Origin of the sequence: Pseudoalteromonas sp. BMB (assembly GCF_001709235.1) — a bacterium.
Taxonomy (GTDB): Bacteria; Pseudomonadota; Gammaproteobacteria; order Enterobacterales; family Alteromonadaceae; genus Pseudoalteromonas; species Pseudoalteromonas maricaloris.
In genome coordinates this window covers 16,321-40,326 of the sequence record NZ_MBQA01000163.1, presented here as the reverse complement: position 1 = coordinate 40,326, position 24,006 = coordinate 16,321, and the positions used below count along the sequence as shown (strand labels likewise).

25 protein-coding genes and 1 tRNA gene are annotated in these 24,006 nt (G+C 43.1%); 16 read left to right on the top strand and 10 right to left on the bottom strand.

Annotated elements, in window-relative coordinates:
- The first annotated feature begins 47 nt into the window (after positions 1–47).
- Positions 48–1,604, top strand: coding sequence for a transcriptional regulator TyrR (gene tyrR / locus BB427_RS12560; RefSeq protein WP_039492229.1), 1,557 nt, complete (start codon positions 48–50; stop codon positions 1,602–1,604).
- A gap of 24 nt (positions 1,605–1,628) precedes the next feature.
- Here the strand turns inward: tyrR and BB427_RS12555 are convergent, their stop codons facing one another.
- Complete coding sequence (locus BB427_RS12555) at positions 1,629–2,195, bottom strand: hypothetical protein (RefSeq protein ID WP_069020993.1); 567 nt, start codon at positions 2,193–2,195, stop codon at positions 1,629–1,631.
- A 200-nt stretch (positions 2,196–2,395) separates the two neighbouring features.
- Here BB427_RS12555 and BB427_RS12550 point away from each other — a divergent pair, with 200 nt between their 5' ends.
- A complete protein-coding gene (locus tag BB427_RS12550) occupies positions 2,396–2,929 on the top strand; it encodes an acyl-CoA thioesterase (RefSeq protein ID WP_069020992.1) in 534 nt (177 codons plus the stop codon).
- Between the two features lie 74 nt (positions 2,930–3,003).
- On the opposite strand, the gene BB427_RS12545 is transcribed toward BB427_RS12550, so the two are convergent.
- Complete coding sequence (locus BB427_RS12545; protein ID WP_039492172.1) at positions 3,004–3,654, bottom strand: OmpW/AlkL family protein; 651 nt, start codon at positions 3,652–3,654, stop codon at positions 3,004–3,006.
- A gap of 257 nt (positions 3,655–3,911) precedes the next feature.
- Between BB427_RS12545 and dapE the strand changes: the two genes are divergently transcribed.
- The 5 genes from dapE to BB427_RS12525 all read left to right on the top strand — a co-directional run bounded on the left by dapE (position 3,912) and on the right by BB427_RS12525 (position 7,401).
- The gene (gene dapE / locus BB427_RS12540) at positions 3,912–5,099 is read left to right on the top strand and encodes a succinyl-diaminopimelate desuccinylase (RefSeq protein WP_069020970.1); all 1,188 of its coding nucleotides are present in this window, start codon (positions 3,912–3,914) and stop codon (positions 5,097–5,099) included.
- Between the two features lie 105 nt (positions 5,100–5,204).
- Positions 5,205–5,378, top strand: a complete 174-nt coding sequence (locus BB427_RS24480; protein ID WP_017217799.1) for a hypothetical protein — start codon at positions 5,205–5,207, stop codon at positions 5,376–5,378.
- A 318-nt stretch (positions 5,379–5,696) separates the two neighbouring features.
- Positions 5,697–6,143, top strand: a complete 447-nt coding sequence (locus BB427_RS12535; RefSeq protein ID WP_010607857.1) for an Hsp20 family protein — start codon at positions 5,697–5,699, stop codon at positions 6,141–6,143.
- A gap of 115 nt (positions 6,144–6,258) precedes the next feature.
- Positions 6,259–6,705 carry an acyltransferase gene (locus BB427_RS12530; protein ID WP_239652681.1) on the top strand — a complete coding sequence of 149 codons (447 nt, stop codon included), beginning with the start codon at positions 6,259–6,261 and terminating at the stop codon, positions 6,703–6,705.
- 27 nt (positions 6,706–6,732) lie between these two features.
- On the top strand, positions 6,733–7,401 hold the full coding sequence (locus BB427_RS12525; protein ID WP_069020969.1) for a hypothetical protein: 669 nt from the start codon (positions 6,733–6,735) through the stop codon (positions 7,399–7,401).
- Between the two features lie 50 nt (positions 7,402–7,451).
- On the opposite strand, the gene BB427_RS12520 is transcribed toward BB427_RS12525, so the two are convergent.
- From BB427_RS12520 to BB427_RS12510, 3 genes are read right to left on the bottom strand one after another with little or no spacing between them, the layout of a single operon-like run.
- A complete protein-coding gene (locus BB427_RS12520; RefSeq protein ID WP_069020968.1) occupies positions 7,452–7,964 on the bottom strand; it encodes a hypothetical protein in 513 nt (170 codons plus the stop codon).
- Entirely contained in the window at positions 7,961–9,139 is a 1,179-nt protein-coding gene (locus BB427_RS12515) for a peptidyl-prolyl cis-trans isomerase (RefSeq protein ID WP_069020967.1), read from the bottom strand. Before BB427_RS12515 ends, BB427_RS12520 begins: the two co-directional genes overlap by 4 nt.
- On the bottom strand, positions 9,139–10,149 hold the full coding sequence (locus BB427_RS12510) for a phospholipase (RefSeq protein ID WP_010370794.1): 1,011 nt from the start codon (positions 10,147–10,149) through the stop codon (positions 9,139–9,141). Before BB427_RS12510 ends, BB427_RS12515 begins: the two co-directional genes overlap by 1 nt.
- 211 nt (positions 10,150–10,360) lie before the next feature.
- Between BB427_RS12510 and BB427_RS12505 the strand changes: the two genes are divergently transcribed.
- Both BB427_RS12505 and BB427_RS12500 read left to right on the top strand, forming a co-directional pair.
- Positions 10,361–11,176, top strand: a complete 816-nt coding sequence (locus BB427_RS12505; protein WP_010370798.1) for a MipA/OmpV family protein — start codon at positions 10,361–10,363, stop codon at positions 11,174–11,176.
- Positions 11,166–11,564 carry a DUF3019 domain-containing protein gene (locus BB427_RS12500; RefSeq protein ID WP_039492187.1) on the top strand — a complete coding sequence of 133 codons (399 nt, stop codon included), beginning with the start codon at positions 11,166–11,168 and terminating at the stop codon, positions 11,562–11,564. The genes BB427_RS12505 and BB427_RS12500 overlap by 11 nt, the downstream gene beginning before the upstream one ends.
- A gap of 25 nt (positions 11,565–11,589) precedes the next feature.
- Here BB427_RS12500 and BB427_RS12495 read toward each other — a convergent pair whose 3' ends face one another.
- The 5 genes from BB427_RS12495 to BB427_RS12475 all read right to left on the bottom strand — a co-directional run bounded on the left by BB427_RS12495 (position 11,590) and on the right by BB427_RS12475 (position 16,632).
- Complete coding sequence (locus BB427_RS12495) at positions 11,590–13,149, bottom strand: cryptochrome/photolyase family protein (protein ID WP_069020966.1); 1,560 nt, start codon at positions 13,147–13,149, stop codon at positions 11,590–11,592.
- The gene (locus BB427_RS12490; RefSeq protein WP_069020965.1) at positions 13,149–14,453 is read right to left on the bottom strand and encodes a DASH family cryptochrome; all 1,305 of its coding nucleotides are present in this window, start codon (positions 14,451–14,453) and stop codon (positions 13,149–13,151) included. Before BB427_RS12490 ends, BB427_RS12495 begins: the two co-directional genes overlap by 1 nt.
- A gap of 59 nt (positions 14,454–14,512) precedes the next feature.
- Entirely contained in the window at positions 14,513–15,025 is a 513-nt protein-coding gene (locus tag BB427_RS12485; protein WP_069020964.1) for a hypothetical protein, read from the bottom strand.
- A 148-nt stretch (positions 15,026–15,173) separates the two neighbouring features.
- Complete coding sequence (locus BB427_RS12480; protein WP_017217789.1) at positions 15,174–15,644, bottom strand: hypothetical protein; 471 nt, start codon at positions 15,642–15,644, stop codon at positions 15,174–15,176.
- Between the two features lie 208 nt (positions 15,645–15,852).
- Positions 15,853–16,632 carry a delta-class carbonic anhydrase gene (locus BB427_RS12475; RefSeq protein WP_069020963.1) on the bottom strand — a complete coding sequence of 260 codons (780 nt, stop codon included), beginning with the start codon at positions 16,630–16,632 and terminating at the stop codon, positions 15,853–15,855.
- Positions 16,633–17,119: 487 nt separating this feature from the next.
- Between BB427_RS12475 and BB427_RS12470 the strand changes: the two genes are divergently transcribed.
- From BB427_RS12470 to rpsO, 7 genes are all read left to right on the top strand, one after another.
- Positions 17,120–17,196: transfer RNA gene (locus tag BB427_RS12470), tRNA-Met, on the top strand.
- Positions 17,197–17,466: 270 nt separating this feature from the next.
- A complete protein-coding gene (gene rimP / locus BB427_RS12465) occupies positions 17,467–17,922 on the top strand; it encodes a ribosome maturation factor RimP (protein WP_010370818.1) in 456 nt (151 codons plus the stop codon).
- Positions 17,923–17,961: 39 nt separating this feature from the next.
- Positions 17,962–19,461 carry a transcription termination factor NusA gene (gene nusA, locus BB427_RS12460; RefSeq protein WP_010370820.1) on the top strand — a complete coding sequence of 500 codons (1,500 nt, stop codon included), beginning with the start codon at positions 17,962–17,964 and terminating at the stop codon, positions 19,459–19,461.
- 25 nt (positions 19,462–19,486) lie between these two features.
- On the top strand, positions 19,487–22,174 hold the full coding sequence (infB, locus tag BB427_RS12455; protein WP_039492199.1) for a translation initiation factor IF-2: 2,688 nt from the start codon (positions 19,487–19,489) through the stop codon (positions 22,172–22,174).
- A gap of 82 nt (positions 22,175–22,256) precedes the next feature.
- Positions 22,257–22,661 (top strand): 30S ribosome-binding factor RbfA, encoded by a 405-nt coding sequence (gene rbfA / locus BB427_RS12450; RefSeq protein WP_010370823.1) that lies wholly within the window; start codon positions 22,257–22,259, stop codon positions 22,659–22,661.
- The gene (truB, locus tag BB427_RS12445) at positions 22,661–23,608 is read left to right on the top strand and encodes a tRNA pseudouridine(55) synthase TruB (RefSeq protein ID WP_045989551.1); all 948 of its coding nucleotides are present in this window, start codon (positions 22,661–22,663) and stop codon (positions 23,606–23,608) included. Before rbfA ends, truB begins: the two co-directional genes overlap by 1 nt.
- 105 nt (positions 23,609–23,713) lie before the next feature.
- Entirely contained in the window at positions 23,714–23,983 is a 270-nt protein-coding gene (gene rpsO / locus BB427_RS12440; protein ID WP_010370825.1) for a 30S ribosomal protein S15, read from the top strand.
- The last annotated feature ends 23 nt before the right edge of the window (positions 23,984–24,006 follow it).

Sequence of the window (24,006 nt, the reverse complement as noted above, 5' to 3'; positions counted from 1 at the left end):
CTTAGAGTATGATCTCGTCAATTGTGAAAACCCGCTTTGAGGAACAAATGCGTCTAGAGATACATTGCGCTGACCGTATTGGTATTGCCCAAGAAATTCTCAATATCTTGGTGAGTTACCGTGTCGATTTGAAAGGTATAGAAGTCGATTCAGTAAATTGTCGAATGTACGTGAGCTTTCCACCCATCGAATTTGAACAGTTTCAGAAGATTATGCCTGAGATCCGCCTAATCGATGGCGTTGAAGATGTTCGTACTACAGCGTTTTTACCGTCAGAACGTGAACATAATGAGCTGAATACTTTGCTCAGTGCGTTGCCTGATGGTGTAATTTCTATCGACGCTAAAGGCTGGGTACGTCACTGCAATGACGCAGCTTGTCGCGACCTTAACATGGTTGAAAAGGAAGTGATCGGTGCCAACATTAACAACCTTTTGAAAGGGTTTAACTTTACCCGTTGGTTAGAAGGTAAAGAGGTGTTAGGCCAGACAACCCGTGTAGAAGTGGGCGGGGAAGATTTTATTGCTGATATTTTGCCAATTTCGGTGCCCCAAGGGATCGAAGGCGATGTATTAGCCGGTGCGGTGATTAACATTAAATCGCAGTCGCGATTAGGGCAGCAAGTCAGTGCGTTTCGTCGTTATGGTCAAGAAAGTTTTGCGACGATTCATAACCACAGCACAGCCATGCGTAGAGTCGTGCGTGAAGCCAGAAAAATGGCACAGCTAGAAGCGCCAATTCTGATCACAGGTGAAACTGGTACGGGTAAAGAGCTATTGGCTAGAGCATGTCATTATGCGTCTAACCGTTCGTTAAAGCCGTTTATCGCGCTTTCTTGCGCTTCGCTGCCAGATGATGTTGCCGAGTCAGAGCTGTTTGGTTATGCAGGCTATGAAGAAAATGCAGCGCCAAAACGTGGTGTATTAGAACAGGCTGATGGTGGCACGGTATTCCTCGACGAAGTGGGTGAAATGTCAACCCAGTTACAGACTAAGTTACTGCGTTTTTTACAAGACGGCACGTTCCGTAAAGTCGGTGACGAGAATGAAGTTAAGGTTAATGTTCGCATTATAGCTGCAACGCAAAAAGATTTGCCAGCAATGGTGCAAGAGGGCGTATTTAGAGAAGATCTCTACTATCGCATTAACGTGCTAACACTTGAAATTTCTCCGCTGAGAGATAGAAAAGCAGATATCGGGCCTTTGGCTGAGCATTTTGTACAAAAATATGCCCAGCAAAATGGTCATCCAGCGCCAACACTTGCTAGAGAATGTATTGAGTTTTTAGAGAATTACCCTTGGCCTGGTAATGTGAGGCAGCTAGAAAACGCCATTTATCGTGCGGTTTCGTTGCTTGATGATAAAGAACTTCGTACTGAGCATCTAAACTTACCGACTTTTACCCATGACTTAGGTTATTTGGAGTCTGATTTTGAAGGGACGTTAGACCAAGCGGTGAAGCGATTTGAAGCAACCTTGTTGCGCAAGCTTTACCCCGCTTATCCGAGTTCAAGGCAACTGGCTAAGCGTTTGGGATTAAGCCACACAGCCGTTGCCAACAAGCTGCGTGAGTATGGGATAAACAGAAAAACAGTCAAAGTATGATCTAAAGGCCACGCAATGTGGCCTTTATGATTTAGTTCCCATGTCTTTTGTCACGCCATCTACCTTAATATTCTTAATGCCATCTTCTTCAAAAGAGAGTGTGATACTCACGTTATCTCGCGCAAAGAAGTAATCTATCCCATTTACCGTCAAGACGTAATTACCCTTGACAGAGTCGCTAAACTCTTTTTTCACAAGAGAGATTTGATGGTCTGCAATTTGCCACTTAAATTCAGAAATAAAACCTTGATTGAATTCTTGGATCCACACGCGGGTATCGTCTTTACTCAGTGTAATGGCAACTGAGTAAGACTCTGGTAGTTCAGACATGTCATAATGATTTGCACCGATGCGAAACTGTTCAGTCTGTTTGTTCCAAGCAAAACCAAACTCAAACGCTTTCTCTACACCGGTTGGGTAGGTTAGCGCGCCTTCTCCTTTAAAGTCGAAGTCTGCGTAGCACATACTGGAAAAGACAAATAAGGTGGAACAGGTAACAAGGGATAATTTTTTCATTGACTTCACTTCAGCTATTTTACTTAATTTGAGGTTCGCGTATGTAGTAACCGAACTCATTGTTTTTAAGCTCATTTTATGGGCATTTCTGGTCATGCTAGAAAGGCGTTCATTTTTTGAAGCTCAGGTTATTAATCTAGTTTACTGACAGCATTACTGCAACCAAGGGTCAAAGTAATGTATCGGTTATAGACGCAAGCGTAGCAAAATAATCACTTTAGAATATGAATTGCTATGCTAGAATCGAAAAATTATTAACTGGTAAGACCATTGTTATGAATTTATATTTTCGTTTACTGCTGCTGTTTTGGAGAATAAGACAGAATAAACAAACGGCAGATTCCATTTTGTCTCCGATAGATATTGAGTACCGCGCCCTGCCAAGCGATTGCGATATCAATATGCACTTGACCAATTCACGATACCTGGCATTTATGGATTTGGCGCGTACTTGGATGACAGACCGAGTTGGGTTATTTGCAGCTGTGATGAAACGCCGCTGGTTCCCAATTGTTAACGCAACAGCGATTACCTATATTCGCGATATCAAGCCGCTGCAAAAGTTTACCATTACCACTAAGGTGGTGGGATGGGATCACAAATACTTTTACATTGAACAGCGCTTTCATTCTAAACGTGGACTGCATGCAATTGCTTATGTACGTGGGGTATTCAAGCGTAAGGGTGGGGTAGTTGCGGTCGAAGAAATGCTCGAAGTAGCTGGGTTTAACGATGAAGTACCTATTTTATCTCCTGAGATTATGCATTGGAAAGCCATGTTAGAGGCAAAGAAAAACAGTAATCTATAAACTATAAAGGCCACATCTGTGGCCTTGGGGATTGAGAAAGTAACAGTAAATCTGTGATTTAAACCATTTAGGTATTAGAACTTATATTTCACACCGAACATGGCCACAACAGGGTCTAGCTCAACGTCAGATGTCAGTGCCTTTACACCGTTAGCGTAAACTGTTGCATCGGTATTGATGTCAATTTTAGAGATCATGCCGTGCAGGCCCCATTTTTCATTTAAGTCGTAGTTAAAGCCGATTTGTAATGCAATACCAAAAGAGCTATCCAAATCAACTTCTACGTCGTTAGTCTTCAGTGTTGCTTTTAGTGCAGCACTTGGCTCTTCATCGAAGAATACTGTGTAGTTTAGACCCGCGCCGATAAATGGACGGAACTTAGCGCTTGCATCAAAGAAGTGATACTGTGCAAGTAGTGTTGGTGGCAAGTGTTTAATGTCTGCGATTTCAGCTCCTGCTAAGCCACCAGCACCGTCAACTGTGTGAGAAAATGGTGTTGCCGCAACCAGTTCAAATACGATGTTATCGCTGTAGTGGTAGTCAAGCGTGATGCCTAGCTGAGTATTTGAGTCAGCAACTAGACCAAGAGAGTTATCTTGATCAATTGCAGAAGCCGAATTGTCAGGGTTTACGTTAATAGCACCAACATTAACACTGAAATTTGCGTGTGCGAAGGGAGCAGCAACTAGCAGAGTAGATAAAAGTGCAGCGCTTAAAGTTTTCATTTTCTTCTCCTAACCCTATGTGAGGACATTTTTAAACTGTGAAACAGTGTGTTTTCAATGAAGTCATCTTAAAAGGGTTCAAAAAATGAAAAACTGTTCTAGATCAATTTTTAAATTGTAAGATTTCAGAAATTTTTGAAAGTTTGATTTAGATTAAGTTTTCTCGATGTCATTAATTTGCATTAAAACTGCAATGCTGTGGTCAAAGTTTCATCTTTAAATAATTGCTAGATTTCATCTACAAATCATTCTTAGTTATGTCACTAGCAACACAGTATCAAAACCTCAGTACTTCATACGCTACAGAGATATTAATGCGTTTGATCCAAGCGCCTTCGGTTACGCCTTGTGATGCAGGCACTATCGCGTTCATGTCAGAGCAACTCGCTGCGCTGGGCTTTACTATTGAGCAGTTTGAGGTGCAGGGAGTAAAAAACTTGATTGCAAGTTATCGTTTCTCTCAAGGACCAACTTTTGCTTTTTCTGGTCATGTGGATGTCGTGCCTGCAAATAATAAAGGCTGGATTGTGCCACCATTTAGTGCGCAGATTATTGATGGCGTGATGTATGGACGCGGTGCTGCAGATATGAAAGGTGGCGTTGCGGCAATGCTTGCTGCAACCAAAACATTACTACAGCATCCTGAAAAATTACGAGGAAGCTTTTACTGGTTACTTACTTCTGACGAGGAAGGTGAAGCGGAGTTCGGTTCTAAATTGATTGCAGAGCGATTAGCTGAAAATGGCATCGAGCTAGACGCTTGTTTGGTTGGTGAACCGACTTCACACCAAGTGGTGGGAGATACGGTTAAAAATGGTCGTCGTGGGGCGATTTCTGGGCGTATTCAGGTTAAAGGAAGAGCGGGGCATGTGGCTTATCCAGAACAAACGATTAATGCTGCTCACATCGCAGGCCAGTTGGTTAGCCAGCTCGCGCTTTTACCTTGGTGGAAAGACGAAGCGGGATCGCAAACCACGCTACAAGTCACTGGGATCACAGTACCAAATATTGTGGATAATTTAGTGCCAGCAGAGTGTGAAATCACCTTTAATATTCGTTACAGCCATGCCTATAAGAGCCAAGAAGTTGTGCACTATATTCAAGAGTCGCTGGCTAAATCCGGTGCTATGTTAGCGATCAGTTGGGAGCGGCCTTGTGAGTCGTTTTATACCGGCGCGAAGCAAGAAAACTGCTTCTTAACGCTGGTAGAACAAGCAATCCAGGAAACAACGGGGCAATATCCGAGTTTAAGTACTGCCGGCGGCACCTCCGATGGTCGCTTCTTTGCGACCGGAAAAACGCAAGTGATCGAATGCGGGGTAAAGAATGATTCAATTCATCAAGTGAATGAACATGTATCCCTCAATGACCTATATAAGATAGAGAAGATATACACACTGATTTTAAATAGAGTTTTCTCAGAGGATAATTATGCTTTGAGTTAGCGCTGTGTGTGGAGTTGATTTCTTTTTTTTGACACTTTAATTTCCTTTTATTGACATTGTTTTTTGTTATCGGTACGGTGTGTATTCACTAAAAAGGAGTTAAATATGAAACCACTACTAAAAAAATCCAATTTGAAAAATCTATCGGATGAAGGAATATTAAAAGCTAAAGAAACTAAAAAAGTCGGTGGCGGTGATAAAAACTGCAAAAAGACTTCAGATATTGAAATTCCACCGATTGTAGACCCAAGAACGAACTACGAAAACTGTCAAGGATAACGATTGAAAGCAAGAAGGCTCAAGTCGTAGCTTCTTGACTACGACTTGCTAATTGAAATGAAGGGGAAGTTGTTATAACTTTCAAAATGTTAAGTACCACTCTTACACGCCGATACCTCTACGGATATTCAATTCCCATATAGCGATATAAAACGCTCAAAGTAAAAAAATACTTGAAAATAAATTTGCTGACCATAAATAGCTTTATGAGGACGCCGACAGGACCTCATAAATTAAATAACTATTTGTTTTAAAAGTGCTTATTGGTTCTTTTTGAAGAGTGAGCACCTATGTATAGCTTTAAGAGGATACAAAATTATGCGTACAGTAGATTTATCACCATTATATCGTTCATTTATCGGTTTTGATCATTTAGCTTCTATGATGGATGCTGCTGCAAGAACAGATAAACAACCTAGCTATCCACCATACAACATCGAAGCGCTAGGTAAAGACAAGTACCAAATTACTATGGCTGTTGCAGGGTTTACCGAGCAAGAGCTAACGCTGGAATCAGAGAACAATACGTTGACCGTAAAGGGACAAAAGCAAGCAACTGAAGAAGCCAACGAGCGTAAATTTATTCATCAAGGGATCGCCGAACGTGGATTCGAGCGCAAATTCCAACTTGGTGATCACGTCAAAGTATTAGGCGCAGACTTAGCGCACGGCTTACTGGTTATTGACCTCGAGCGTGAGATCCCAGAAGCACTGAAGCCAAGAAAAATAGAAATTGGCTCGGGCAACTTGCTTGAAAGCAAATAATATCAATCTAATTTATTGATTTCCAACCCGCCGCCGTCAGGCGGCTTTTTTTTTTGCCTAAATACAAAGCATTTGTTATTAGTAAAGTTATGCCTCACTTGGTATCCCTCAGAAAATGAAACTAGGACTAAGACAATACGTAAAAAGACGAAATGGTGTACCACTGGGTCATAGTCAGTCACTAGGAAACATGTTACGGCGCGCTTTCGGCGCTCAGTCTTTCGATGGCTTCTGGGTTTATTGGAATCCTATCTGGAGTTATTACTTGGCGCGCTTCGTATTTCGTCCATGTACAGCGAAAGTGGGGGGAAAACTTGGCTATTGGTTTACTTTTATAGTGAGCGGCGCATTGCATGACGTTATTGTTGGATTAGTAGTGGGAGAAGCTATTTTTACATTTACCCCATTCTTTGCTGTACTCGGGGTTGTTGCGCTTGGATTTAAAGTGACGGGGTATCGTTATCCGAGTCAGCACTTTCTCATTGCATCTTTGTTTAATGGCTCGATCATTGTATTTAGTTTTTATCTAAGTAGTGTTTTTACCGAGTTACTTGTATGGTAGAAGAAAAATATAGCGTTGAGATGAAGAATGGAGCTAAAAGATAAGCTGATATTGTTGTTGAAATCAGGTGGGTTATCGTTACTCATCGCAGGTGGATTTTATACTTTGTTGTTTCACATGTCCGCACAGTTTCATCACCAAGTGCAATTTTCGCCCTTTTCGCAAGATACTGGCGTAAACGCGATGCTAATTTATAGCTTCTTGGTTTTTCTATTTAGTGCCATTTTTAGCTATTTCTTTTTGAAAATGCATGCTGCCCGTCATGATATGCATGTTGATGGCTTAGTTCTGAGCATCAAATATACACACTTAGTGCTTTGGGGAGGTGTTGTCAGCATTGCGATTTATATCTTATTACACATGAATCAACATGTTTTGGTGTTACATCAAGCCAAAGACAGCCACACTTCAGCTCAGCAACTTGAAGCGTTGGTTTCTTATCTGCCTGAAAGTGGCGATGTGATAGATCTTGCGGTTGCACAAAACCCCGCGACGGCACCAAACACGCTAACTTATTTGAGTCTAAAACGAGACTTTGCTACGCACTTAGCACTTGCCATGAATCCAAGTACTCCAAAAAAAGTGCTAGAAGAAATTATTAGCTATTATCACGGAGGACAACAAGATGTAGTCCTCAATGCGGTGATGAAAAACCCTAATGTGGCTAGCGGCAAGGTTCAGCTGCAGGTACGTTAATTGTTTTCGTTTTTGGCAGGGGGTTAGGCGAGTGGAGCTACTGCCTAACTTTATTTGTTATCACGTTCGCTCAATTCAGTACGTAGTTTACTTTGCATGTCTTTAAGTGCCGTGATTTTATCTCTTGCCTCTTGTAACTGTTGTTGTGGTAATTCCTCTTTAATCCCACGTGCTAGCAGTACTTCTATTTGTGCTACTTTATCATCGACGGCCGCAATATACTGTTGTTTTAGCTTGGCGTCTTTTTGATCCAAATACGCTTGGTAAGCTTCGGTATCCGACAAATCCCCTTGAAAATCATCCATTTGCTTTTCTGCTTGGTTTATTGGCGGCAGATATTCAGGATCCGTGATTGGCTTAACGGCTTTGGGTGAGGTCTCTGCATTTGGTTTGATAGGAGCATAAGTATTGATTAACGTTTCAGTTCTTTTCTCCTGCTCGGGCTTTGTCTGCGAGGGGGGATTATATGTGGGGTTTTGCCAACCTATGCTGGCAAAACGCAGTGTGAATACAGCGATCACTGCCCCAAGGAAGATGACAATCAATGCTTGCCAATACTTCATATTACTGCTCCGCTGTTTGCCGCTTTCCAAGCCATATAATCTTGCTCGAATTTGTGCTGAGCAAACTCTTGGGTCAGTGCCCGCAGTGCTTGGTAGCGTACTGTTTCACTTTTCACATCGTAGTAATCATATACCGGTGACTGACTATACAATACCAGCCATTCGCCACTTGGCGTGCGAATACTAGGTGTTATCTTGCCTTGTTGATTACTAAACGCCAGCTGTGTTTCCCATTTCGGCGTGCTTTGGCGCGTCAGCGGAGTGAGTTGGGCCTGCCATATTAATATCGGGGTATATTTAGCGACGGCTTGTTGCCATGAGTGTGCATTTGCATATTCATTAAATTGCTGTGCGGCTTTTTGTTCGGGAAATTTCGCTGCGCTCGCACTGACTTGCTTGATGTATTTAAACCTTTTCTTATGACGCTCATAATACTTCGCGATAGCACTTTCTGGAATTTCACTTCTCAGGGTATCAACATACTGGCTCGTTGCACCATGCATCTCTTCCTTAACACCAAGAAATGCCAACATGCTCGGCCTCAATAGTTCTGCGGTTACCACTTGTCGTAACTGTTCTATTGTCAGGCCTTGCTTAGCAACATAAGGTTTTGCGGCGGTAAATAGCGCCTGTTGATTGAGATGTTGATTGACAATAGCTTGCAGTAACGCGAGTTCTCCCTGGTGAAGTTTAAAGCGGTTTTGCATTGATTGGCTATGTAATACTTGAGCAAGTGTCAGTGGCGCTGATTTTGTAAGTTGCAGCTGTTGCCATTTGAGTAATTGCTCAGCAGGGTATTGCCCATCAGCGGGGTACTGTCCTAGTAAAGACAGCATCTGATCCTTATCAAATACCAAAGGGTAGTGTTTTTTTTCAAGCTGAGAAAGTGCCGGGAACCAATGTAAGAGTGAGCTTGCGAGAAACTTATCGACGTGATATTGGGTGCTGAAACCAACGTTAGATTGGCGCTCCAAAACACTTGGATTAAGTTGCTTCGCTTGGAATAGTAAGAACTGGTTTTCAAGTAACTGCGCTGTAGTTTGCTTTTTAGATAGTGTTCGGCCTTGCTCAAGGTAGAGTTGGTGAACCAAAGGCGTCAGGGCTTTAGGTATACTTGGTGATGCAAAGCTTGGTAAGCAAAAACTGCTTACCAAGAAAAGTAAAACAAATCGCATTATCTCACGTCCATCGCGTGATTAAGTAAATGAACCACCATCGCTATCGCATGTGGGATCACTTGTTTTCCTGTATTTACGCGATCGTAATGATCCTCAGAGTTCAATACGATACCACCTTGTGAGTAGGAGAAAGCGCCACCTTGCGTTAGTAGTGGGCGGATGTCTGTTGAGTTAGTATCAACTGCACTAAAACTATTCATTGCTTGCTTGACCAAAGTAAAGTCATTTAATGATTCTTGATCATAATAGTCTTTCACCCAAGACTCCCAGCCAGCATGATTCAGATCTGATGTTGTCCAAGTATGGTGTGGTTGAAGTAAATCCGTGGTGTGAAATACAAAACCGAGTACTTGTGGGTTCCCGCTTTGCACATAACTTTGGTACCAATACTGACCTAAGTTGTCAATCGGTTGAAAAGGCATTTCCTCAAAGTCATCATACATGCTGTACGTTGAGTGACTATCAATACGATAGTGCTTTTCTGTTATCCCATAACTATCGTATTCAGTGTCATCAGCACTAAACCATCCAGTTTCGCCGCCATGACCATCGTCTAAATAATCGCCTTTTAGCCAAGTCGCCGCCATCGTATCAACAGAGCCCCACACGGTTAACTTTTGATAGTTATAACCACCGAAGTCATTGCCGTGAGTATCAGCTCCTTGAGTATGGTTTTGGAAGTGCCAGTAACTGGTGTATTTCACGATGCTTTCAGCAGCACCCCAAAGAGGTGCCTGTACACAGTCACCCGTAATGGCACCACAAAAAAACGTATCTTCAAAATCATCGACGTCATAAGCCGCTTGGCCTAGTAAGTTGGCAAGCGCAGATACAGACATACCGTTAGCTTGTGCGTAGGCTTGTAGCTTTGCATATTGTGTTGTTGTCGGGTTTTGCGCCATGTAGTTCACAGCGTCGATTACGATACGCTTATGTGTTTCTTGACTAAATGCGTGGCTTTGACCAGCAGCAACTACTAGCGCCAAAGGGAGTAAATATTTTTTCATGAATTGCCTCTATTGATTTTAATTTATGTGAACGCGAATTTTTCTGCTTAAAGTAAAGTGCGCTATTTAAAATAATTTATGTGAAATATTTATTAAAATAAAGTTAAATTATGTTTGGGTTAAAAATTAGAGAAGATGCTTGTTGGTCACAAATGGGTCAGGTATGATCTCGGGGAGAATTTAGGCACACCTGCGCTAAACGAATGGAACTATGAAAAAACTACTTATAATAATCAGTTTATTGTTACCGTTTTATGGAATTTGCGAAGAACAAAGTGACGAGCTTGATGACGAGTTTGCTTGGCAGCTGAGTGTTGGTGCCTTTTACGTTGATATGACAATGCCTGCTTTGATTGGCACGGACTCGACATTCAAACATGGTACTTTTCTAGTCGATGCAAAAATAGAATATAAAAGTTTTTACTTGAATACCCACTCAGGAGATTTCTTTGGTGGCTCGGATGTTGGTTACCAAATTATCAACAATGGTGAATGGGGAATTGATGCCATTTATGGCAGTTATATGTTGCCTTTTTCTGAACGTGGTTACTACGATACCGACGATGTGGTACCTGAGCTAAGAGGCATTCGTAAACGCGATCAAGATAATTCTTTAGGCTTTTCCTATTATCGCCATGTCGGTGAATTTCTTGCCGTTGCTGAAATAGTCTACGATGTTTTTGGTGACACAAACGGTTGGGTTTTTCACCTCGAAGCGACACGTAACTTTGAATTGAGGAACTGGGATTTATGGCTTAACTTTGGCGCTAACTATTATTCTAGTAATTTTCATAATTACTTCTATGGTGTTTCAGAGGATGAAGTCAATGACTATTTGACTCCCTATAAACCCGGTGCTTCGGCCTCGGCGTTCGTACAAATGCAACTAAATTATCCAATTGCAGAAGATTGGGTGTTTAGCGCAGGCGCATCATGGTTAGTTGGTTCTCAAGATACGTTAGATAGCCCCTTAGTTCGCTCTCGCCACGCCAGAGTATTCTTTACTGGGGTGAAATATGTATTCTAAATTAATCACATGGACAGTGTTGTTTCTAGGGGTCTTGTGGAGCCACCAGCTCCGCGCCGAAGAAACGAACTCAGTGGGAATACTTCATGCTGTACCGAGCAAGTGTGTTGCCCTGAACCAGGGGAGGACTTGCTATGCGGACGTCAAAGTAACGGTAAATGCACCAACTGAAGGTGACTATTGCATTCGAGAGAGTTTGTCGAAAAAGATCCTCCAGTGTTGGGCCAAAGCGGATACTTTTAAATATGAGTTAGACTTTAGCTCTGATGAGAGTTTGAGCTATGAGCTTATCTCAAAGCAGTCTCGAGATGTGCTAGCAGTGACCACTATTGAGGTGAACTGGGTTCACAAAGTAAAAACCAAAAAAAGGCGTTGGCGCCTCTTTTAATGTTTAGGCTACGTCCGAGCGTAGCCTAAAGTTGCTCAATGTTATCTAAGCACCATTGTGCCCTTGTGAGCACTTCCTGCCGTGTTTTCTCATCTTGTTTTTGCCAATTTCGATAGATCATGCCAATCCGGTAGTTATTGGCAAACTTATCCTCATGGCGGTGCATAAAATGCCAATAGAGGCTGTTTAGTGGGCAGGCATCATCACTCGATTTTTGCTTGACGTCGTAGTGACAATGCTGACAATAATCACTCATTTTTTGCATGTAGTTACCGCTTGCAGCGTAGGGTTTGGTTGCTACTATGCCGTGATCAGCAAATTGTGTCATGCCTCTGGTGTTCGGCATTTCTACCCATTCAATGGCGTCGATGTATATACCTAAATACCATTCATCCACTTGATCTGGGTGAATTCCGGTCAACAGACAAAAGTTTCCCGTGACCATTAATCGTTGAATATGGTGAGCGTAGGCGTAATCCAGGCTTTGGTTGATGGCTTCACTGAGGCAGCGCATCTTCGTTTTTCCATGCCAAAAATAGCTTGGTAGATTACGCTGGGCAAGCAAGTAATTTTTATGGCGGTAGTCTGGCATATTGAGCCAGTAAACAGCTCGGATATACTCTCGCCAGCCTAATATTTGCCTTACAAACCCCTCAATTTGTGCAATATCAATTTGTGAGTTGTCTTGGTATGCTGCGATAGCACTGTCGATAACGTGTTTGGGGTGAAGCATTTTTGCGTTGAGGGCAAAAGAGAGTCGTGAGTGATACAGTGTCCATTTATCGTCACTTTTACAGGTCATTGCATCTTGAAATTGACCGAACGAAGGCAATAGGTGTTCACAGAAAAAGGTCAAAAGATCTTGAGCTTGCGCACGGGTAGTCGGCCATAGCAATGATTCTCCGCTGTTGCCAATGGTCTTTACTTTATGCCGCTTAATCCGCTTTAAAATGTCACTAACATCGTTGGCAAAACAAAGCGGATGTGGGATAGCGTCGATGTCTTTTGACTTAAGCTTGTTACGGTTTTGACTATCGAAATTCCATTGCTTGCCAAGCGGCTCGCCGTCATCCATTAATACATTAAAACGGCGTCTGAGCTTGCGATAGAAAAACTCCATTGTAGTGTGTTTTCCTGGCGTTAAGTAGTCATCCAGCTCTTCATAAGGGACTAAAAAATGCTCAGTGTCAAAGCAGCGAACCTGTAACTGGTCGAGTGTTAATTCCATCATTTGCTTCAGTAAGCGATATTCATCCGGTCTTTGATAGTCAAAACTAGACACCTGATATTTATCACATAAATGCGCAATTAAAGCGGGGAGATCCGAATAGTCCTGAGTCTCATCGAGGGTGAGATGTAGCACATGGAATCCAGCTTTATCCAGCGCAACGGCAAAATTCTCCATAGCTTTGAAGAAAGCACACACTTTTTGTATGTGATGTTTGGTGTAGTCGGTCTCTTGTTTGAGTTCTGCTATCAGATAAAGATACTTTGCTTTATCGTCAGCAAACCAACTATGTTTGGCATTGAGTTGGTCGCCAAGAATTAATCTGAGGCCTTTATATTGAGGTTTTTGTTGTGCCATTAGTTATCCTCCAAAGGCCAACCAACATGATCTTGGCTGTCGAGTTGTGGAGTGGCTTCTCCTTGCCATAATTTTATATATTCACCATCTGGGTCAAATAGTGCTTGTTGCTTTGTGATATTGAAATGGCGACCGCCACGAGGATCTGCCCCAACACCCGCAATATACTGCCAATTTCCCCAATTTGCCGCGACGTCGTAATCGATAAGATGTTGCTCAAAAAAAGCGGCACCATAGCGCCAATCTAGCTGTAGCTCATTAACACAGTAGCTCGCTGCTATTTGTCTCGCTCTGTTGGAAATCCAGCCGGTTTTAGTCAATTCGTGCATAATAGCATTAACCAGTGCGCTGGGCGTTCGGCCTTGGCACCACTTTAAAAAGCGCTCTGGATAGAAACTGGTTTTTGGTGTTTTGGCTTTGACGCCTGAAAAGCAAAATAGCCTGTGTTGATGTTTGAGCGCATACCAATAAAAATACTCACGCCACAACAGTTCAAACCAAATCCAATAGGTTGATTCATTTGCGCCTCTTTGCTGCTCAAATTGAGTAAGTGCTTGCTTGATCTGTCTAGGACTGATAGCGCCATAGGCAAGTATAGGACTAAACCGAGTGGAAAAATACTCACCGAACAAGGCGTTTCGGGTTTCTTTGTATGTGAGAGCCGCATCCGTTTGGAAGTATTGTTGTAGCTGCTGTTGAGCTTGCGCTTCACCGGCGGCTACTTTGATACTGTATGAAGAGTTTGCTTTAAATTCAGCTAACTCTGATATCCGATTCGGTCTTGGTGGAAGCTTCGCGGTTGCAATAGGTGAATTAGGTTCAATTTCCTCTACAACTTTGCGAAATGGCGTAAAGCTCTGTGGTAGTTCACTGACGCTGATTGGTAGTGAGTTTGGCTCAAAAAGGGTGTTTGAATAAGCACTAATATATTGAATGTGTGGGAAATTATCTTGTAATTTTAACCAAAGCTTTTGTTCATCGAATCCTGGATGAACAGTGCGACCGATATGAGTTACCTGCTGTGTATGAATAATCTCAGTCAGTGCTTTGAGCTGAGCTGTGTCACGCAACAGATACAGCTTCTGTTGTTGTGAAACTAGTGATTGATGTAAGGCATTGAGCGTCTGATTGCGATAACATTCGACAGCAAAAGAAGGTGAGCACTGCGCTTTGCGAGCCGTCCATAGGTTTACGGTGGGTAGATAAATGCAGATGAGTGTGTCGACTTGAGGCGCCAGCGTTGTAAGTGCGGGATTATCACTAAGGCGGCAGTCGTTTTCAAATAAATAGAGTCCTACTTTCACGTTTATTCTTAACAGTCATGAACGAATAAGACTCTATACGTAACAATCAGCTAAACTGCTCAGTTAGTTCGGCAAGATTCTATAAGTGTACGCAAGTGAGCACCAACGTCTTGTGTTTTGGTTTGGCCTCGCTCAAGTAAGTTGCTCGCTTGCTGTTTTAGCTCCGCCAAATCATACTGCTCGAGCAAAGTTCTTAAATATCTAACTGTATCAGCACCTTGCTGAAGCAAATCAGGAAATTGTTCGATGGAAATTTCCTGTTGGCTTAGGCGAGAAATAGAGTTGAGTAGGTCGCTTAAATTTGCACTGTCTTGCAATGCGCCTTCAACCGCAATAAGCGCGCCCATCGGATCGGCATCTAGATTATTTGCAACGCAAGCTGCAACACTACCTGCCTCTGCTGATGCTTGCACGGACTCGATCCCTTTATCACGGATCTGCTCAACCACTTGTTGTAGCTCTTGATGTTCAGATAAATATTGTGCCTCGATTTGGGCTTTAGAGTCTTCCAGCATATCGCATGCGGTAAGTGAAACGACCATAGTAGACGCAAAGGCAATCGCTCTTAGCATTTTATCACTTCCTATATAAAGATTTTGTGAAAGTCTAAATAGCTAGGGGCCAGAAGTCACGCAGAGTTTGGTTTTGTAAGCTCTGCATGACTTTGATCTTAGAGTAATGTTTAGTGGCTGCCGTTGTCTCTTCGTTTAGCTGCTCAAGTTAGTTTGCTTGTTGCTGCGCTCTTTTGAACTCCTGTAGACCAACGATATTCGTTTTCTTGAATAATTCAAAGCGCAGCATATTTTCGATGAGTAACAGTGCTTTGTTCCAAGCGTTTTTTGCTGCTGTGGTAAAATGCCTGCCAAGATGACTTTTTAGCGTTGCTGTAAAGGTAAACAACAAGACACTGATATCTTTTTCTGACGTTCCCATAAATAACAGCGTACCGCGTTGTTTTTGCAGATAATGTAATAAGTTTGACTGCTGTGGGATACGCATCACACAATTTTGCACAAAATCAAATATTTGATGCTCCCAGATTATGAGTTGTCCCACATTTGTTGGAATTTGCATGCGCAAATCGTAATGTTGAATTTGGTTGTACCAAGAAGTGCAAAAGCCATGGAAATTCGGACGAATACTCGCAAGCGTTTGAGTTAAAAGTTGATATTGATAGGGAGTAATGCTCATAGACGCCTCTTCAAACTGATGAAGAGCGGATCCTTTGCTCAAAAACAAATAGCCTAAGTCTGAGTATAGCTGTTTTTTTTAAATGCGAGACTTTTTAATATTTTTTGTGAGATTTTTCTTACATTGCAATAATTAATTGAATTTCAATATGCTGGACCTAGCTAAAGTAGGCCGATATTGAGCAACGGCCCACGTTCATTTAAAAATATTAGTGCTTAATTGGTGAAAGTAACTGTGGATCTGTCACGAGTTTACGAATGCCATGCGCATGGTCCTCTTCAAAATCATTGTCTTTACACCAACGCGCGAGACTATTTATATCAACTTTGGCACAGCTTGGGCGTACACTCCAGCTTACCTGTAAAGGTGAGCACTGTTGGTTGTTATAGCTAGGTCCTGTGGTTGAACCTAAAAACTCAACTGGTGTGCCGGTATTGCTTGGTAGAGCACCTGCTTGATGGTAGCCGCCAACTTGGCCTTGATAATCGAGCTCAGTGAAGTCTTGCGCATTTTCATCATTAACCACTAAAAACACCTGAGTTTCGACGCGTAGATCAGGGTTGGCGCAGCTGTCATTTAAGCAAGCACCGAGTGTCGGGCCTGGTTTTACATCACAAGAGCTATGAACCCAGTGTACTTCAATTGTATCGCCGGGCTTAACGTTGTTACATACTTTATCTTCTACAGGAGCAAGCTCCGCAGGGGTGAGGCTTGCAGTTGCATTACATTGGAATCCACCATACTTCGGGTCATTGGAAACGACAGAGAAGTCTTTGGCTTTATGTTCCGCATTTTTATGAAAGTGGATGTTACATAGGTTGAGTTTTTCTTTTGGTGGAGCCATAGCAAAAACCCGTTTGTTGTGACCCTGCAAACTATCAATATCTCTCGGTGTTTGTGGTCCTGCCGATTCACATTGCGCTGCAAACGCTTCAAAGCTAAATATAGACAGCGCTGTCAATTTGCTTGATTTTATAACCGTTCTCATTTGGTTTTCCTTTCTTTCGTGATTTTTCTGTCCCCAATTATGGATCAAATATTTCTTTTTTGTTACAGAAAATGGAAGGAGACGAAACTGGACCGATGAGTTTGGTGTCACGGTATTGTATGTGAAAAGTAAAATACCTGATTACATCTCAGCAATGAGCTGAAACGTCAGAAGATAGTTCTAAATCAAGGTTGCTATCTAGGCATACTGTCTTTATAATACGCAGCATATTTAGTCAATCGGACTGAAACTTTCGTTTTTCAGTATAATTGGCTTTAAGCATGGGCAATACATCGCTCATTCAAATGACATTTTTGAGATGTCACTTCTTTGAAAAGTAGAAGTAAAACAATTTTATGTTTCGGTGTAGAATGGAGTGGCTCGATAGATGGTCGGGTGCTTGATTTGGTAAAGTGCCGAAGGTCGTCGGTTCAAATCCGGTTACCACTTCTTTGAAAAGTAGAAGTAAAACAATTTTATGTGTTGGCGCGGGATGGAGCAGCCTGGTAGCTCGTCGGGCTCATAACCCGAAGGTCGTCGGTTCAAATCCGGCTCCCGCAACCAAGTTAAAGATTGAGTTCTTTGATTTCGCGCATTCCTTGTAATGCGCGTTTTGCGTTTAAGCATCGGCTTTTTTGTTTAAGTTGATGATTAATTTGGCTGAGATAGCTCGCAAACCAAGCACGGCCTTTGGCCACACAGTTTGTTATTCGTGTGACGCCCCGCTTGGTTCGGGGCGTTGTTGTATCTGGCGCAAGGTGTATTCTGAGCCCAAGATCAAGCAGCTATGATTTGGGGCTTTAGGCCCTTTTTTTGTTTGTATGGAGGAGTTCTGTGTCAAAACTCGAGCAAGATTTGACTGAAATGTTGGAGCCTGCAGTTGCTGCGTGTGGCTTTGAATTACTCGGTCTTGAGTTTGTGCAAGCTGGTCGTCATTCTACACTTCGTGTATATATCGATCATGAAAACGGCATTAATGTAGATGACTGTGCGGAAGTGAGTCGTCAAGTTAGTGCAATTTTAGATGTCGAAGACCCGATTACGAACGAATATAGTTTGGAAGTATCTTCTCCTGGTGTTGACAGACCATTATTCAAACAAGCTCACTATGAAGCAGCAGTGGGAGAGGAAGTACGTTTGCGTACTAAACTTCCGCAAGAAGGTCGCCGTAATTTTAAAGGCGACTTAGTAGCAGTTAATGGCGATATGATCACGTTAAAAGTTGACGCTCAGGATTTCATCTTGATGTTGAGCAACATTGAGCGTGCCAATATCATCGCAAAATTCTAACTTTGAGTGCGAAGGACAAGGGCAAGCGAGGCATTACCTATGGCAAAAGAAATATTGTTGGTGGCAGAAGCTGTTTCCAATGAAAAAGCGGTCCCAAGAGAAAAGATTTTTGAAGCATTAGAGTTCGCACTAGCGACAGCAACAAAAAAGAAGCATGGCGGTGAAATCGAAGTACGCGTTACTATCGACCGTAAAACGGGCGAGTACGATACTTTTCGTCGTTGGAAAGCAGTTGAACCACAAGAAGACGGTTCACTAGAAAATCCATATGCGGAAATCACATTTGAAGCGGCGCAAGTTGATGAGCCTGACATTCAATTAGGTGATTACGTTGAAGAGCAGATCGAATCAATTAAATTTGACCGTATCACCACACAGATGGCGAAACAGGTAATCGTACAAAAAGTACGTGAAGCTGAGCGCGCATTAGTTGTTGATGCATATAAAGATCAAAAAGGCGAGCTAGTGACAGGTGTTGTTAAAAAAGCAACGCGTGACGCTATCGTTATCGACCTTGGTAACAATGCTGAAGCGGTAATTTACCGTGAAGACATGCTACCACGCGAAAGCTTCCGTCCGGGTGACCGTGTACGTGGCCTACTTTATGAAGTGAAGCCTGAAGCGCGTGGTGCACAGCTATTTGTTACGCGTTCTAAGCCTGAAATGTTGATGGAACTATTCCGCATTGAGGTTCCGGAAATTGGCGAAGAAATGATTGAGCTTAGAGGCGCGGCACGTGACCCTGGTTCTCGTGCTAAAATCGCTGTAAAATCAAACGACAAGCGTATTGACCCTGTAGGTGCATGTGTTGGTATGCGTGGCGCACGTGTACAAGCTGTGTCTTCAGAGCTTGGCGGCGAGCGTGTTGATATCGTACTTTACGATGATAACCCAGCACAGTTCGTAATCAACGCGATGGCACCGGCTGAAGTAGCTTCAATCGTAATGGATGAAGATACGCGCACAATGGAAATTGCAGTTGAAGCTGACAACCTAGCGCAAGCGATTGGTCGTAATGGTCAAAACGTACGTTTAGCTAGCCAACTTACTGGTTGGGAACTAAACGTAATGACAGTGGAAGAGATGGAGCGTAAGAGCTCGGAAGAATCAGATAAATTGGTTAATCTGTTCACTGAAAATCTAGACATCGACGATGATTTTGCAACACTACTGATTAACGAAGGCTTCTCTTCACTTGAAGAAGTGGCTTATGTGCCAGTAGCTGAATTTTTAGAAATCGACGGTCTAGACGAAGAAACCGTTGAAGAGTTACGTAACCGTGCAAAAGATGCACTGACTACGAAAGCACTTCGCGATGAAGAAAGTCTAGAAAATGCAGAACCTGCAGAAGACCTACTAGCACTTGAAGGACTTGAGCGTCATACCGCTTTTGTTTTTGCTAGCAAAGGTATCGTTACACTTGAAGACCTTGCAGAGCAAGGTATTGATGACTTAGTTGAAATTTCTGAGTTATCAGAAGAGCAAGCTGGTGAGTTAATCATGGCTGCACGTAACATTTGCTGGTTCAGCGAAGAGTAATTTATTAACGGAGGTAACATCACGTATGGCAGAAGTGAGCATTAACAAACTAGCCGAGAGTATTGGTACAACTGTTGATAAATTACTACAACAGTTAAAAGATGCAGGGATCACCAAAGCCGAGGGCGACCAAGTTACTGAATCCGAAAAGGCGACGTTGCTTGATCACCTAAGCAAGCAACACGGTGGCACTGGTTCAACCGGCCCTGAGCGTATGACTCTACAGCGTAAGAGTAAAAGCACGTTAAGTGTTAACTCATCTGGTAAAGCGAAGTCTGTATCTGTAGAAGTCCGTAAGAAGCGCACTTACGTTAAAAAGAGCGCAATCGAGCAGCAGAAAGAGCAAGAACGCTTAGCTGCAGAGGAAGCTGCGCGCAAAGAAGCAGAGTTAATGGCTCAGCAACAAGCAGAGCAACAGGCCAAAGTAGAAGCTGAGCGCAACGCGCGCGAAGAAGCGGAACGCAAGGCCGATGAGGAAGCCGAGCGCAAAGCTAAAGAAGAGGCGAAGCGACAAGCTGATGCTGAACGTCAAGCCAAAGATAAGCAGAGTAAAGAAGTGGATAGCGCGCAACAAATTAAAGAACGTCAAGAAGCTGAGCGTCTGCGTCAAGAAGCAGAAGCGGCAGCCCTGAAAAAGGCAGAAGAAGAAGCAAAACGTCAAGCGGAAGAAGCTCGTCGTCTAGCTGAAGAAAATGAAGCACGTTGGAAGGCGGAAGAAGAAGAGCGTCTTCGTCGTGAAGAAAATGCTGATCACCACCTAACAACTTCTACTTACGCTCGTGAAGCGGAAGATGAGTCTGATGCACGTGAAGAGAAAAGCGCACGTCGTAAGAAGAAGAGAAAGCCAAGTGCGAAAGAAGAAGCTGCAGAAGCGAATGCGAAGAAGCTGAAAGGCAAAAAAGGTCGCTTAAAAGCGCCAACTTCGTTACAGCATGGTTTCCAAAAGCCAGCGGCAGAAGTGAAACAAGAAGTACGTATCAGTGAAACAATCACTGTTGCAGAGCTTGCTTCTCGTATGGCTGTTAAAGGCGCTGAAGTTGTTAAGACAATGATGAAGATGGGTGACATGGTTACGATTAACCAAGTTATCGATCAAGAAACTGCACAGCTAGTTGCTGAAGAAATGGGTCACAAAGTCATTCTAGTGAAAGAAAACGAGCTAGAAGAAAAAGTACTAAATGACCGCAGCGAAGATGGTTCTCTTGAGCCTCGTGCACCAGTAGTAACAGTAATGGGTCACGTTGACCACGGTAAAACGTCAACACTTGACTACATTCGTAAAGCGAAAGTTGCAGACGGCGAGGCCGGCGGTATTACTCAGCATATCGGTGCATACCATGTTGAGACTGAAGGTGGCATGATCACTTTCCTAGATACTCCTGGACACGCGGCGTTTACATCAATGCGTGCTCGTGGTGCGAAAGCAACCGATATCGTTGTACTTGTTGTTGCAGCGGACGATGGTGTAATGCCTCAGACGAAAGAAGCGGTACAACACGCGAAAGCGGCAGAAGTACCACTTATCGTTGCTGTGAACAAAATGGATAAAGAGGGCATTGACCCTGACCGCGTTAAGAATGAGCTTGCTCAACTAGACGTAATCCCAGAGGACTGGGGCGGTGAAACGCAGTTTGTTCATATCTCAGCGAAGACTGGTCTTGGTATTGATGAACTACTAGAAGCAATCCTGATGCAATCTGAGCTATTAGAGCTACGAGCTTCTGAAGAAGGTATGGCATCTGGTGTGGTAATCGAATCTCGTCTTGATAAAGGTCGTGGCCCGATTGCTTCTGTACTTGTTCAATCAGGTACCTTAAACCAGGGTGATATCGTACTTTGTGGTCTTGAATATGGCCGTGTTCGTGCGATGAAAGACGAAAACGGTAAAGACATCAAAACCGCAGGTCCTTCAATTCCAGTAGAGATCTTAGGTCTTTCTGGCGTACCAGCAGCTGGTGACGAAGCGACAGTAGTTCGTGATGAGCGTAAAGCACGTGAAGTGGCACTATACCGTCAAGGTAAGTTCCGCGAAGTGAAGCTTGCTCGTCAGCAGAAAGCGAAGCTTGAGAACATGTTCTCTAACATGACTGAAGGCGACGTATCTGAAGTGAACATCGTTCTAAAAGCAGACGTTCAAGGTTCTATCGAAGCAATCGCTGATTCATTGACTAAACTGTCTACAGATGAAGTAAAAGTGAAGATAGTAGGTTCAGGTGTTGGTGGTATCACTGAAACGGATGCAACGCTTGCAGCGGCTTCTAACGCTATCATCGTTGGCTTTAACGTACGTGCGGATGCTTCTGCTCGTAAAGTTATTGAAGCTGAGAACCTAGACTTACGCTACTACAGCGTTATCTACGACCTAATCGAAGAAGTGAAACAAGCAATGACAGGTATGCTTGCACCAGAATTTAAGCAAGAGATCATTGGTCTTGCTGAAGTTCGTGACGTGTTCAAGTCGCCTAAGATCGGCGCTGTTGCAGGTTGTATGGTAACTGAAGGTGTGGTTAAACGTAGCGCGCCAATCCGTGTACTTCGTGATAACGTGGTTATCTACGAAGGTGAACTTGAGTCACTTCGTCGCTTTAAAGATGACGTTGCTGAGGTTCGTAACGGTATGGAATGTGGTATCGGCGTTAAGAACTACAACGACGTTAAAGTCGGTGACCAAATCGAAGTATTTGAAACTGTACAGGTAGAGCGTACGCTTTAATTGTAAGTTATTAAAATACTTGAGATGGGGGCACTAGCCCCCATTTGTGATCTCATAGATTTTGAAATTTTAAGTGGTGAAAATGAGAGAATTTTCTCGTACAGATCGCGTAGCACAGCAAATTCAAAAAGAAATTGCGGTGATCCTACAGCGCGAAATTAAAGATCCAAGATTGGGTATGGTAACAGTGTCAGCTGTTGAGGTATCACGTGATCTTTCTTATGCAAAAGTATTCATTACTGTGCTGAATACCAGTGATGAAGACAAAACTAAGCAAAGTGCGGCTATTCTGAATGAAGCAACCGGTTATATTCGCTCGCTTCTTGGCAAGCGTATCCGTGCGCGTATCATGCCTGAGCTTAAATTTGTTATTGATAACTCCCTAATGGAAGGTATGCGTATTTCTAACTTGGTTGACTCTGTGATCAGAGAAGACAACGCAAAGCGTGGTCCTGAGTCTGGAGATAAAGACCAAGAGGAAGAGTAATGGCGCGTCGCACCAAAGGCCGTGCGATCGACGGCATTCTGTTATTAAATAAACCGCAAGGTATTTCTTCTAACAAAGCACTGCAGCAAGCAAAGGGCATTTATTTCGCTCAAAAAGCGGGCCACACCGGTGCTTTGGATCCGCTAGCAACCGGTATGTTGCCAATTTGCTTTGGTGAAGCAACTAAGTTTACCCAGTTTTTGCTTGATACCGATAAAACCTACGTGGTGAGAGCGCAGCTGGGTGAGCGCACGACGACATCAGATTCTGATGGTGAAATAGTTGAAACGCGACCAGTAAATGTAACACTTGAGCAGCTAGAGCAAGAAATTGCCAGCTTCTTGGGGGAATCTGATCAGTACCCTTCGATGTATTCGGCGCTCAAATATCAGGGCCAACCGCTATACAAATATGCCCGTGAAGGCATCGAAGTACCGCGAAAATGCCGCAAAATTAATGTTTATCGTATCACGTTAGACGAATATGACGAGCAAACTCAACAAATTCAAATGACGGTGCATGTGTCTAAGGGCACTTATATTCGTACGATAGTCGATGATTTGGGGGAAAAGCTAGGCTGTGGTGCGCATGTCATTATGTTACACCGTAGTGAAGTTGGTCATTACCCTAGCGACAAAATGATTACCTTAGTCGAGCTAGAAGCTTTACTTGAGAAAGCAAAAGCGGAAGAAGTTGCGCCTTCGACTTATCTCGATGAATTATTGTTGCCGATGGATACCGCTTTGGTCGACTTGAGCGTTGTTGATATTAGCGCTGAGCAAGGTGTTGCTTTTGGTCATGGGCAAACCGTTGCTGTCGAAAATTTACCAGACGGTATTGTTAAAGTGGTTGCTGATGGCAAGTTTGTTGGGATTGGCGAGCGTAATCCACAAGGGTTATTGAAAGCAAAACGCGCGCTATCTTCCGCTCAGCCGGAATCACAATAAAATCTTCCTATGCAAGGGGAGTTTATGCTGGTATAATCCGCCAGCTTCCGCTTTGGCTGAATTAGTGATCGGCTGAAGCATTACTAAACTTATTTTGGAGTTATTATGTCACTAAGCAATCAAGAAAAAGCAGAAATCGTAGCAAAGTTCGCACGCGCAGAAGGTGATACAGGTTCACCAGAAGTACAAGTTGCACTTCTAACTGCTGACATCAACAAGCTACAAGGTCACTTCGCTAACCACAAGCAAGATTTCCACTCACGTCGTGGTCTTCTACGTAAAGTTAGCCAACGTCGTAACCTTCTTGACTACCTAAAAGGCAAGAGCGTTGACCGTTATGCTGCACTAATCAAAGAGCTTGGCCTACGTCGCTAATATTTTTGATTTCTTGTTGGAAA

Excerpts from the sequence above, each read along its gene's own strand:
- BB427_RS12515 (WP_069020967.1), bottom strand. The coding sequence starts at position 9,139 with ATGCGATTTGTTTTACTTTTCTTGGTAAGCAGTTTTTGCTTACCAAGC.
- BB427_RS12535 (WP_010607857.1), top strand. The coding sequence starts at position 5,697 with ATGCGTACAGTAGATTTATCACCATTATATCGTTCATTTATCGGTTTT.
- BB427_RS12480 (WP_017217789.1), bottom strand. The coding sequence starts at position 15,644 with ATGAGCATTACTCCCTATCAATATCAACTTTTAACTCAAACGCTTGCG.
- BB427_RS12525 (WP_069020969.1), top strand. The coding sequence starts at position 6,733 with ATGGAGCTAAAAGATAAGCTGATATTGTTGTTGAAATCAGGTGGGTTA.
- infB (WP_039492199.1), top strand. The coding sequence starts at position 19,487 with ATGGCAGAAGTGAGCATTAACAAACTAGCCGAGAGTATTGGTACAACT.
- dapE (WP_069020970.1), top strand. The coding sequence starts at position 3,912 with ATGTCACTAGCAACACAGTATCAAAACCTCAGTACTTCATACGCTACA.
- BB427_RS12545 (WP_039492172.1), bottom strand. The coding sequence starts at position 3,654 with ATGAAAACTTTAAGCGCTGCACTTTTATCTACTCTGCTAGTTGCTGCT.
- BB427_RS12510 (WP_010370794.1), bottom strand. The coding sequence starts at position 10,149 with ATGAAAAAATATTTACTCCCTTTGGCGCTAGTAGTTGCTGCTGGTCAA.
- BB427_RS12505 (WP_010370798.1), top strand. The coding sequence starts at position 10,361 with ATGAAAAAACTACTTATAATAATCAGTTTATTGTTACCGTTTTATGGA.
- BB427_RS12530 (WP_239652681.1), top strand. The coding sequence starts at position 6,259 with ATGAAACTAGGACTAAGACAATACGTAAAAAGACGAAATGGTGTACCA.
- BB427_RS12550 (WP_069020992.1), top strand. The coding sequence starts at position 2,396 with ATGAATTTATATTTTCGTTTACTGCTGCTGTTTTGGAGAATAAGACAG.
- nusA (WP_010370820.1), top strand. The coding sequence starts at position 17,962 with ATGGCAAAAGAAATATTGTTGGTGGCAGAAGCTGTTTCCAATGAAAAA.
- rbfA (WP_010370823.1), top strand. The coding sequence starts at position 22,257 with ATGAGAGAATTTTCTCGTACAGATCGCGTAGCACAGCAAATTCAAAAA.
- BB427_RS12485 (WP_069020964.1), bottom strand. The coding sequence starts at position 15,025 with ATGCTAAGAGCGATTGCCTTTGCGTCTACTATGGTCGTTTCACTTACC.
- BB427_RS12500 (WP_039492187.1), top strand. The coding sequence starts at position 11,166 with ATGTATTCTAAATTAATCACATGGACAGTGTTGTTTCTAGGGGTCTTG.
- BB427_RS12520 (WP_069020968.1), bottom strand. The coding sequence starts at position 7,964 with ATGAAGTATTGGCAAGCATTGATTGTCATCTTCCTTGGGGCAGTGATC.
- rpsO (WP_010370825.1), top strand. The coding sequence starts at position 23,714 with ATGTCACTAAGCAATCAAGAAAAAGCAGAAATCGTAGCAAAGTTCGCA.
- tyrR (WP_039492229.1), top strand. The coding sequence starts at position 48 with ATGCGTCTAGAGATACATTGCGCTGACCGTATTGGTATTGCCCAAGAA.
- BB427_RS12475 (WP_069020963.1), bottom strand. The coding sequence starts at position 16,632 with ATGAGAACGGTTATAAAATCAAGCAAATTGACAGCGCTGTCTATATTT.
- BB427_RS24480 (WP_017217799.1), top strand. The coding sequence starts at position 5,205 with ATGAAACCACTACTAAAAAAATCCAATTTGAAAAATCTATCGGATGAA.
- truB (WP_045989551.1), top strand. The coding sequence starts at position 22,661 with ATGGCGCGTCGCACCAAAGGCCGTGCGATCGACGGCATTCTGTTATTA.
- BB427_RS12495 (WP_069020966.1), bottom strand. The coding sequence starts at position 13,149 with ATGGCACAACAAAAACCTCAATATAAAGGCCTCAGATTAATTCTTGGC.
- BB427_RS12555 (WP_069020993.1), bottom strand. The coding sequence starts at position 2,195 with ATGAGCTTAAAAACAATGAGTTCGGTTACTACATACGCGAACCTCAAA.